Below are 10723 nucleotides of genomic sequence, written 5' to 3'. Positions count from 1 at the left end.
GAGTTTGATGCTGACCAAAAACGGATGTCAAAACTGACTTCCAAAATTGATCCAAAGGAATCTCGCAACCAACCAAAAAGGCCAGTTGCCGAGGTTATTTGGCATTTGACAAGTGCACGCTGTTGAGTTCTCAAGGATCGGATGCTCCCAGCCCTGCGACTCCCGCCGCAGCCCTCCGGGGCAACTTCTCTATCTTATCCATCTCGCTCGGCTTGTCAATCCGACACGCCGGGGCGCTGTCTGAGCGACGGGCGCCGGCATCGTCGAGGAGACCTCGAGGAGCTGGATCCTCCACCCTAGACCCGAGGGTCGGCGCGCTCAAGAGCCCGCTGTTCGGAGTGGAGTTCGTCGTCGACCTGGGGTGGGAGCCTTCCGGCTCAACCTCACCGCTTGGCGGCGACAAGGGAATACATTACGTGGATCCGAGGGGCGGGGCAAACCGCGGCATCCCCCGGGCGTGTCGCGCCCCCGGGGCGGGGCCCGTCAGGCGACGAAGAGGCCGGCGAGGGCCTTCTTGCCGCGCCGCAGGACGGACACTCCCCCGGGGAGGGAGCCGGTCACGACCGCGGAGTCATCGTCGACCTTGGCGCCGTCGATCGCGACGCCGCCCTGGGCGATCGCACGCCGTGCCTCGGACGCCGACGACACCAGCCCGGTCTCCACGAGCGCCTGCACGACCGGCGTCCCCGACGCCACATCCGCGTGAGGCAGCTCCCGCAGCGCGGCGGCGAGGGTCGCGGCGTCGAGCGTCGCGAGATCGCCCTTGCCGAACAGCGCCTCCGAGGCCGCGACCGCGGCCTGCGTGGCCTCGGGGCCGTGCACGGTCGTGGTCACCTCGAGCGCGAGGCGCTTCTGCGCGGCGCGGCGGAACGGCTCCTCGGCGACGAGCCGCTCGTACTCCTCGATCTCGGCGCGGGTGAGGAACGTGAACACCTTCAGCCGCGCGATCACATCGGCGTCGTCGGTGTTGAGCCAGAACTGGTACATCGCGTACGGGCTGCACATCTCGGCGTCGAGCCAGATCGCGTTGCCCTCGCTCTTGCCGAACTTGGTGCCGTCGCTGTTCGTGATCAGCGGCGTGCCGATGGCGTGGACCGAGACGCCCTCGACCTTGTGGATCAGGTCGACGCCGCTCGTCAGGTTCCCCCACTGGTCGCTGCCGCCCGTCTGCAGCACGCAGCCGTACTGGCGGTGGAGCTCCAGGTAGTCCAGACCCTGCAGGATCTGGTAGCTGAACTCGGTGTAGCTGATGCCGGCGTCCGAGTTGAGGCGGGCGCTGACGGCGTCCTTCTTGATCATCGTCCCGACGCGGAAGTGCTTTCCGATCTCACGCAGGAAGTCGATCGCGGACAGCGGCGCCGTCCAGTCGAGGTTGTTCACGATGCGCGCGGCGTCGTCGCCGTCGAAGTCGAGGAAGCGCTCGACCTGCGCGCGCAGCTTCTGCACCCACTCCGCCACGGTCTCGCGCGTGTTCAGGGTGCGCTCGGCGGTCGGGCGCGGGTCGCCGATCAGCCCGGTCGAGCCGCCGACCAGGCCGAGAGGCCGGTGCCCGGCCAGCTGGAGCCGGCGCATGGTGAGCAGCTGCACGAGGTTGCCCAGGTGCAGGCTCGGCGCGGTCGGGTCGAAGCCGCAGTAGAACACGATCGGCGGGCCCGCGAGCAGCTCGCGCAGCGCCTCCTGGTCGGTCGACACGTGCACGAGCCCTCGCCAGAGGAGCTCGTCCCAGATGGTGTCGAAGGACGGATCGGTCTTCGGTGCGGCCACGGTCTCGGTCACCCCACCAGCCTAGGGCGTGCGCCGGGTCAGGCCGCGCCGATGCCGAACCACACGAGGAAGGCCAGCGACAGGGCCTGCACCCAGCTGACCATGCTGCCCACCAGGAAGTACTCGGCCCGGTCTCCCCCGTCGCCGTCGCGCGAGATCTCGGGGAAGCGCACGATGCCCTTCGCGGCGATGAACGCCGCGAGCAGCGGGTAGGCGGCGGCGAGCGTGAGCGCGAACACGATCGCGCGCTCGAGCGGGCCGATCAGCCGGCCGCCCCTCATGACCTGACCCGGACCGAGCTTCGGCATGGCCGTCGGATCGACGATCTCGTGCCGCTCCTCCGGGATCGGATCCGGAGCGATGTTCTCGCGCTCGAGAGCGGCGCGCACGACGACGTTCGCGGCCTCCATCAGGTAGGCGACGGCGCCGAGCGTCAGGACGATCGCGGGAAGCGACAGGGCACCGACCGGAGACGCGATCGACACGGGACCGAACAGACCGGATCCGGCGTCCGCGGGCACCAGGACCACGGCGAGCGCGGCGAGCGCGCCGACCGCCGCGGCGGGCCAGATCGAGGCCGGCGACCGGCCCGTGTCCGGCATGAGCTGCAGCCACAGCGCGCCGACCACGACCGCCGCGATGCCGGCGAACGGCGCGGCCGTGACGACGCCGAGCGCCAGGACTGCCACCGCGACGACGCCGAGCGACGCCAGGCGGATCGGCGCAGGCGAGCGCTTGAAGACCGTCCGCACGAGATCGGCGGCGCCGACCGCGAGCAGCAGCAGGCCGGCGAGGATCATGCCCCCATCATGCCCGCCGCGTCCGACATCCCGGCGTCACCGGGCCGCGTTTCCGGGGGTGGGACCTCACAGACCGAGGGCGTGGACCGCTGCCTGCGCGCGGGCGACCAGCTCGGCGCGCTGCTCGGCCACGCGCTCCGGCGCGGTGCCGCCGGCGCCCGTGCGGCTCGCGACCGAGCCCTCGATCGAGAGCACGGCGCGGACCTCCGGGGTGAGGTGGGACGAGACCGACGCGAGCACCTCGTCGGAGGCGTCCTCGAGGCCGATCCCGCGCTCCTCGCACGCCCGGACCAGCGCGCCCGAGATCTCGTGCGCGTCGCGGAACGGGACCCGCCGCTTCACGAGCCACTCGGCGACATCCGTCGCGAGCGAGAACCCCTGCGGCGCGAGCTCCGCCATGCGGGCGGCGTCGAAGCGCATGGTCGCGACCATGCCGGTGAACGCCGGCAGCACGACCTCGAGGGTCGCGACCGAGTCGAACACCGGCTCCTTGTCCTCCTGCAGGTCGCGGTTGTACGCGAGCGGCAGGCCCTTGAGCGTGGTGAGCAGGCCCGCGAGGTTGCCGACCAGGCGCCCCGCCTTGCCGCGCGCCAGCTCGGCGATGTCGGGGTTCTTCTTCTGCGGCATGATGCTCGAGCCCGTGGAGTACCCGTCGTCCAGCGTGACGAAGCCGAACTCGCGCGTGTTCCAGAGGATGATCTCCTCGGCGAAGCGCGACAGGTCGACGCCGATCTGCGCCGCGATGAACGCGAACTCCGCCACGACGTCGCGCGACGACGTGCCGTCGAGCGAGTTCTCTGCGGGCCGGTCGAGGCCCAGCTCGCTCGCGACCAGCTGCGGGTCCAGGCCCAGCGTCGACCCGGCGAGCGCGCCGCCGCCGTACGGCGACACGGCGGCGCGGGCGCGCCAGTCGCGGAGGCGCTCGAGGTCGCGCACGAGCGGCCAGGCGTGGGCCTGGAGGTGGTGCGCCAGCAGCACCGGCTGAGCGTGCTGCAGGTGGGTGCGGCCGGGCAGGATGACGTCGGGGTGCGCGTCGGCCTGCGCCACGAGCGCGTCGATCAGCGCCAGCAGCTCCTTGGCGATCACGCGGGTGTGGTCCAGCAGGTACATGCGCACGAGCGTCGCGATCTGGTCGTTGCGGCTGCGGCCGGCGCGCAGGCGGCCGCCCAGCTCGGGACCGACGACCTCGATCAGCGCGGCCTCGAGCGCGCCGTGCACGTCCTCGTCGCCGGGGCGGGCCTGCAGCGAGCCGTCCTGGACGGCCTTCGCGAGGGTGTCGAGGCCCTCGTGCATGCGGCGCTCCTCGTCGGGCTCCAGGTATCCCGCCGCCGCGAGCGCCTTGGCGTGCGCGTGCGAGCCGGCGATGTCGTACAGCGCCAGCTGCCAGTCGAAGTGGGTGGAGCGGCTGAGCGCCTGCAGCTCAGGGGACGGCCCGGTCGCGAAACGCGCGCCCCAGAGGGCGCCCTCGTTGGTCCCGTGCTGGCCGCTCGGCTGCTCGCTGCTCATGCGTCCCAGCCTATCGAGCGCGCGCCGCCCTCCCCGCCCGAGGTCGCTCCCTCCGGGGCGCCGGAGATCCCCGGAGCGCGCTCTACGCCGCGCCGGCCGGCGCCTCGCGGGGACCGACCCGGGCCACCCAGCCGACCAGGCGCTCGAGCGGGCCCCGCCCGAGCAGCAGCGCCCACGCGGTGCACCCGGCGAGCGTCGCGATGGTCAGCGGCCAGAACGGATCCAGCGCGCGGAACGCCGCGAGCTCCGATCCCGCCTCGCCCGCCGGCGGCTGCAGCACCGCCCATGTCAGGAGTTGCGCCGTGTACGCCGTGAGCGGCATCGAACCGACCGCGCGCAGGGGCAGGAGCACGGCCCGCGCGGGCGTCGCGCACAGGAGCGTGCACAGCGCGATCGCTCCGAGCGCGAACCCGCCCGATCCGACGGCCTCCCCCATGCCGCTCGAGTGCGCGGTGCTCGACAGCACCACGCCCCAGATCGAGTCCGCGGGCGCGAGCTCCGCCCAGCGGCCCACGATGCCGTAGCCCACGGCCGCCAGCACCGCGCCGACCGCGAGCAGGAGCGTCGCGGTCGCGGGACGCGCGAAGGCCATCCGGCCCGTGCCGATGCCCGCGAGGACGAAGGCCAGCCACAGCGCGAACGGGTAGTGCCATCCGATCGTGTGGGCGACGGTCTGCCCCGCCTCGCCGTCCCACAGCGGCAGCTGGTCGATCGCGAAGACGGCGAACGGCGCGGCCACGGCCACGCCGGCGGACGCCGCGAACAGCCACCCGACCGGCAGCCGCAGGAACGGGAGCGCCAGGAGGAACAGGATGCCGTACGCGGGCAGGATCACGAGCACGGGGGTCTGCAGCATCACGAGCAGGACGCCCAGCAGCCAGATGCAGGCGGCGCGGAGGGCGAGCGAGCAGCGGGCGCTCGCCATCCGGGCGCCGTCGAACGGGCGCTCCCCGCCCGTCACCAGCGCGAGCGACACCCCTGCCAGCGTCGCGAACAGGATGGACGAGCGCCCGTTGACGACGTCGGTCCACGTCGCCGGATGCGTCCATTCGAACGCCGTGGTGTCGAGCAGGTGCGCGGCGAACATGCCGACGATGGCGAGGCCGCGCGCGAGGTCGATCCCGGGCTCGCGCCCGGGACCGTCCAGCCGCGCGCGGCCTCGGTCGAAGCGGCCTCGCAGGCCGCCGTGGGTGGTGCGGGTCAGGCCTGCCGCAGCAGCCACACCAGCAGCGCCTTCTGCGCGTGCAGGCGGTTCTCCGCCTCGTCCCAGATCACGCTCTGGGGACCGTCGATCACCTCGGCGTCGACCTCGTAGCCGCGGTCGGCGGGAAGGCAGTGGATGAAGATCGCGCCCGGATCCGCGACGGACATGGTCTCCTGCGTGACCTTGTAGGCGCCGAGGTCGCGCAGGCGCGCGAGCTTCTCCTCCTCCTTGCCCATGGAGACCCAGGTGTCGGTGACGACCACGTCGGCGCCCGCGGCGGCCTCGAGCGGGTCGGTGTAGAGCGTCACCGAGCCCCCGGTCTCGAGCGCGATGCGGTCGGCGTCGGCCACGACGTCCTCACGGGGCGCGTAGGACTCGGGCGAGGCGACGCGCACGTGCATTCCGGCGGTGACGCCCGCGAGCACGTAGGAGTGCGCCATGTTGCTCGCGCCGTCGCCGAAGAACGACAGCGTGAGGCCCTTGAGGTCGCCCTTGTGCTCGCGGATGGTGAGCAGGTCGGCCAGCAGCTGGCAGGGGTGGAAGTCGTCGCTGAGCGCGTTCACGACCGGGACGCGCGTCCCCTGCGCCATCTCCTCCAGGCCCGCCTGCGCGTACGTCCGCCACACGATCGCGGCGACCTGGCGCTCGAGCACGCGCGCGGTGTCGGCGGGCGTCTCCTTGCCGCCGAGCTGGCTGTTTTCGGTCGAGATGATCAGCGGCGTGCCGCCCAGGTCCGCGATCCCGACCGCGAACGACACGCGCGTGCGGGTCGACGACTTGTCGAAGATCACCGCGACGGTCTGCGGGCCCGCGAGGCTCTTGTCGGCCCAGCGGTCCTGCTTCAGCGTCGCGGCGAGATCCAGGATCTCGGCCTGCTCGGCGGGCGTGATGTCGTCGTCGCGCAGGAAGTGGCGGGTCATGCGGGGTTCCCCTCGGTCGTGGCAGCGGCGTGGCGGGAGGCGACCTCCTCGAGCGCGGCCGCGAAGGTCGACGTGAACTCCGCGACCTCGGCGTCGCCGATCGTGTAGGCCGGCGCGATGCGGATCGCGTCGTCGGTGGGCGCGTTGACGATCAGTCCCCGCGCGTGGGCGGTCGCGCGCACCTCGGCGGCGACGGGCGCGGTCAGCGCGATGCCGATGAGCAGGCCGGAGCCGCGCGTGCCCGCGACCAGCGGCATGCCCTCGACGGCCGCGCGCAGCTGCGCGCCGCGCGCCGTCACGTTGGCGAGCAGGTCGCGATCCTGGATCTCCTGGATCACCGCGTTCGCGACCGCGCTGGCGAGCGGGTTGCCGCCGAACGTCGAGTTGTGGGTGCCGGGATAGAACAGGTCGCTCGCGTCGCCGAACGTCACGACGGCGCCGAGCGGGAAGCCCGCCGCGATGCCCTTGGCGAGCGTGATGGCGTCGGGCGCGACGCCCTCGGCCTGGAACGCGAACCAGTGGCCCGTGCGCCCCATCCCGGTCTGGACCTCGTCGAGGATGAGCAGCGCGCCGTGAGCGGTCGTGAGCTCGCGCGCGCGCCGCAGGTAGCCCTCGGGCAGCGGCAGCACGCCGGCCTCGCCCTGGATGGGCTCCACCACGAGGGCCGCGACCTGCTCGCCGCCCGCGAACAGCTCCTCGAGCGCCTCGAGCGTCGGCTCGATGTGGGTGACGCCCGGCAGCAGCGGACGGAACGGATCCTGGTACGCGGCCTTGGGGGTGAGGGCGAGCGCGCCCGTGGAGCGCCCGTGGAACGCTCCGTGCAGGCTCGCGATCACGGCGTCCTGGCGGCCGGTCTTCGCGGCGTGCAGGCGCGCGAGCTTGATCGCGGTCTCGTTGGCCTCGGTGCCCGAGTTCGCGAGGAACACGCGGCCCCGCTCCCCCGTGCCTGCCAGCTCCTTCAGCCGCGCGGCGAGCTCGAGCTGCTGCGGCGTCGCGAAGTAGTTCGACACGTGCGCCAGCGTGGCCGCCTGGCGGCTGACCGCCTCGACGAACACCGGATGGGCGTGCCCGAGCGAGTTCACGGCGATGCCGCCGAGGAAGTCGAGGTAGCGCGTGCCGTCGGCGTCCCACACGTGGGAGCCCTCGCCGCGGGTGAGGAGGGCGAGACGACCGCCCAGGCTCATGAGGTCGCGCGCGGCCGCGTCCTGCCAGGCCGCGGTCGCGGCATCCGTGGTCTGATGTGCGCTCATGATGCGGTCACCTGCGTTCCGATCCCCTTGCTCGTGAACAGCTCGACGAGCACAGAGTGCTGCACGCGGCCGTCGATGATCGCCGCCGCGCCGACCCCGCCCTCGACCGCGTCGAGGCACGCCTGCATCTTCGGGATCATGCCGCTCTCCAGGCGCGGCATCATCTCGCGCAGCTCGTCCGCGGTGAGGTGCGAGACGAGCGAGTCGCGGTTGGGCCAGTCCGCGTACAGGCCGGCGACGTCGGTCAGGACGACGAGCTTGCGCGCCTTGAGCGCGATCGCGAGCGCCGCGGCCGCGGCATCCGCGTTCACGTTGAGCGACTGGCCGGGGTGGTCCAGATCCGGCGCGATGCTGGAGACGACCGGGATGCGGCCCGCGTCGAGGTGGTCGAGCACGGCGGAGGGGTCGACCTTCACCACGTCGCCCACGCGCCCGAGGCTCTCCTCGACGCCGTCGATGACCACGCCGCGCTTGCGTCCGCCGAACAGCCCGGCGTCCTCGCCGCTCAGCCCCGTGGCCAGCGGCCCATGCGAGTTGATCTTCGCGACGAGCTGCGGGTTGATGTGGCCCGTGAGCACCATCCGGACGACGCTGATCGCCTCCGTGCTCGTGACGCGGTAGCCGCCCTTGAACTCGCTCGGGATCGCGAGGCGGTCGAGCATGCTCGAGATCTGCGGTCCGCCGCCGTGGACGACGACGGGACGCACGCCCACGTACCGCAGGTACGCGATGTCCTGCGCGAACGCGTCCTGCAGCTCCTCGCTGATCATGGCGTTGCCGCCGTACTTCACGACGACGATCTGGTCGCGGTAGCGCTTCACCCACGGCAACGACTCGATGAGGGTGGCCGCCTTCGCGGCGGCCTCCTCGGGGCTGGTGTCCTGGATGTCGATGTGATCGGAGCTCATGAGGAGTAGGCGCTGTTCTCGTGCACGTAGTCGTGGGTCAGGTCGTTCGTGAGGATCGTCGCGGCCGCGTCCCCGGCTCGCAGGTCGATCAGCACGTGGGTGGCGCGCGGCGTCAGATCGACCTCCTCGCGCGGGCGATCCGGGCCGCCCTTGGTGCACACCCGCACGCCGTTCATCGACACGTCGACGTCGTACGGGTCGAACGCCGCCCGCGTGGTGCCGATCGCGGCGAGCACGCGGCCCCAGTTCGGGTCGTTGCCGAAGATCGCCGCCTTGAACAGGTTGTTGCGGGCGACCGAGCGACCGACCTCGACCGCGTCGTCCTCGCTCGCGGCGCCGACGACCTCGATCGTGATGGCGTGGCTGGCGCCCTCGGCGTCGTCCTGCAGCTTCTGCGACAGCTCGCGGCACAGGTCGATCAGCGCCTCCCGGAACGCGGTCTCGTCCGGCTCGACGCCGCTCGCGCCGCTCGCCAGCAGCGTGACCTGGTCGTTCGTCGACATGCAGCCGTCGGAGTCGAGGCGGTCGAAGCTCACGCGGGTCGCGGCGCGCAGGTGCGCGTCGGCCGCGGCCGCGTCCAGCACGGCGTCGGTCGTGATGACCACGAGCATCGTGGCCAGGCCCGGCGCCAGCATGCCCGCGCCCTTGGCCATGCCGCCGATCGTCCAGCCGTCGGCGCTGCGCACGGCGGTCTTCGGCACGGTGTCGGTGGTCATGATCGCGGCGGCCGCGTCATCTCCGCCGGCGGAGCTGAGCGCGGCGACGCCCTGCGTCGTGCCCTCGAGCACCTTGGCGCGGAAGACGTCGTCGCCCGAGCCGATCAGGCCGGTCGAGCACACGAGCACGTCGGCCGCGCTGACGCCGAGCAGCTCGGCGGCCTTCTCGGCCGTCTGGTGCGTGGTCTGGAAGCCGAACTCGCCCGTGAAGCAGTTGGCCCCTCCGGAGTTCAGCACCACGGCCTCGACCACGCCGTCCGCGATCGCCTGCTGCGACCACAGGATCGGGTTGGCCTTGGCGCGGTTCGTGGTGAACACCGCGGCGCCCGTCTTGAGCGGACCGCGGTTCACGACCACGGCGACGTCCTTCGCTCCGGTCGACTTCAGACCCACGGCGACGCCCGCCGCCTCGAAGCCCTTGGCTGCGGTCACACTCACGGCGCCACTCCGTTCACGCTGAGCGCGCGGCCCTCGGGAAGGCCGAGCGCGATGTTCATCGACTGGATTGCGGCGCCCGCCGTGCCCTTGGTCAGGTTGTCGACCGCGGTGACGACCACCACGCGGCCGGCCGCCTCGTCGACCGCGAGGCCCATCAGCGCCGTGTTGGCGCCGATCACATCGGCCGTGCGCGGCATCCGCCCCTCCGGCAGCAGCTGCACGAACGTCTCGTCGCCGTACGCCGCCTCCCACGCCTGGCGCACCTGCGCCGCGGACACGCCCTCGGCGATCGGGGCCGTGCTGGTCGCCAGGATGCCGCGGGCCATCGGCACGATCACGGGGGTGAAGGAGATCCGGACGTCGCCGATCGCGCCCGCCGCGCGCAGCGACTGCGCGATCTCGGGGATGTGGCGGTGCGTGCCGCCGACGGCGTACGGGTTCGCGGATCCGAGGATCTCGCTCGCGAGCAGGTTGGTCTTGAGGCTCTTGCCCGCGCCCGACGGGCCGACCGCCAGCACGCTGACGATGTCGTCCGCCGCGATCACGCCCGCCGCGACGCCCGGAGCCAGGCTCAGCGCCACCGTCGAGGCGTTGCAGCCCGGCGCGGCGATGCGGGTGGCGCCCACGAGGCGCTCGCGCTGCTTCGCTCCTCCGACCGGCAGCTCGGGCACGCCGTAGGTCCACGGCTCGTGGAAGTCGCCGCCGTAGAAGGCGTCCCAGTCGTCCTTCCCCGTGAGGCGGTGATCCGCGCCGCAGTCGATCACGAGCGAGACGTCGGTGAGCGCATCCGTGTACTGCCCGGACTGACCGTGCGGCAGCGCGAGGAACACGACGTCGTGCCCGGAGAGGATCTCGGGGGTCGTGTCCTGCAGCGTCAGGTGCGCGAGGGATCGCAGGTGAGGCTGATGCTCGATGAGCGGCTGACCGGCGTTGGAGTGCGCGGTCACGGTGCGGATCTCGACGTCGGGATGGTCGGCGAGCAGACGGAGCAGCTCGCCGCCCGCATAGCCAGAAGCGCCGGAGACGGCGACCGAAAGGGTCATGGGTTCCACCTTATTGTCCGTGAGCGAGGGCCGTTGACGGCGACGCCACTGACCTGGATCCCAGGCCGCTCGACCGGGCCGTCAGGCGCGGGAGCTTCGCGGCGTCGCCGAGATTCGGCGGCCACGCGGACGTCGGCGCACGTCGATGCTCGGAGCGAGCATCGGGACGAGGGC

General features: G+C 72.3%; 9 protein-coding genes. All 9 read right to left on the bottom strand.

Annotated elements, in window-relative coordinates; genetic code table 11:
- Positions 1–483: 483 nt before the first annotated feature.
- The 9 genes from tyrS to argC all read right to left on the bottom strand — a co-directional run bounded on the left by tyrS (position 484) and on the right by argC (position 10549).
- Entirely contained in the window at positions 484–1776 is a 1293-nt protein-coding gene (gene tyrS, locus ACYVGN_RS08630; protein ID WP_460790137.1) for a tyrosine--tRNA ligase, read from the bottom strand.
- A 26-nt stretch (positions 1777–1802) separates the two neighbouring features.
- Positions 1803–2564 carry a hypothetical protein gene (locus tag ACYVGN_RS08625; protein WP_460790135.1) on the bottom strand — a complete coding sequence of 254 codons (762 nt, stop codon included), beginning with the start codon at positions 2562–2564 and terminating at the stop codon, positions 1803–1805.
- A 66-nt stretch (positions 2565–2630) separates the two neighbouring features.
- Positions 2631–4070: an argininosuccinate lyase gene (argH, locus tag ACYVGN_RS08620; RefSeq protein ID WP_460790133.1), complete on the bottom strand. Its 1440-nt coding sequence runs from the start codon at positions 4068–4070 to the stop codon at positions 2631–2633.
- Between the two features lie 82 nt (positions 4071–4152).
- Positions 4153–5292, bottom strand: a complete 1140-nt coding sequence (locus ACYVGN_RS08615) for a heparan-alpha-glucosaminide N-acetyltransferase domain-containing protein (protein ID WP_460790131.1) — start codon at positions 5290–5292, stop codon at positions 4153–4155.
- Positions 5271–6194 carry an ornithine carbamoyltransferase gene (gene argF / locus ACYVGN_RS08610; protein ID WP_460790130.1) on the bottom strand — a complete coding sequence of 308 codons (924 nt, stop codon included), beginning with the start codon at positions 6192–6194 and terminating at the stop codon, positions 5271–5273. Before argF ends, ACYVGN_RS08615 begins: the two co-directional genes overlap by 22 nt.
- Positions 6191–7444 carry an acetylornithine transaminase gene (locus ACYVGN_RS08605; RefSeq protein ID WP_460790128.1) on the bottom strand — a complete coding sequence of 418 codons (1254 nt, stop codon included), beginning with the start codon at positions 7442–7444 and terminating at the stop codon, positions 6191–6193. The genes argF and ACYVGN_RS08605 overlap by 4 nt, the downstream gene beginning before the upstream one ends.
- Positions 7441–8352, bottom strand: a complete 912-nt coding sequence (gene argB / locus ACYVGN_RS08600) for an acetylglutamate kinase (RefSeq protein WP_134745796.1) — start codon at positions 8350–8352, stop codon at positions 7441–7443. Before argB ends, ACYVGN_RS08605 begins: the two co-directional genes overlap by 4 nt.
- Positions 8349–9506 (bottom strand): bifunctional glutamate N-acetyltransferase/amino-acid acetyltransferase ArgJ, encoded by a 1158-nt coding sequence (gene argJ, locus ACYVGN_RS08595; RefSeq protein WP_460790127.1) that lies wholly within the window; start codon positions 9504–9506, stop codon positions 8349–8351. Before argJ ends, argB begins: the two co-directional genes overlap by 4 nt.
- Positions 9503–10549, bottom strand: a complete 1047-nt coding sequence (gene argC / locus ACYVGN_RS08590; protein ID WP_460790125.1) for an N-acetyl-gamma-glutamyl-phosphate reductase — start codon at positions 10547–10549, stop codon at positions 9503–9505. The genes argJ and argC overlap by 4 nt, the downstream gene beginning before the upstream one ends.
- Positions 10550–10723: the final 174 nt, after the last annotated feature.

The organism is Microbacterium lacusdiani (assembly GCF_054779895.1).
Note: the sequence above shows the minus strand (reverse complement) of the source record. Positions and strands in the feature narration are given on the sequence as shown.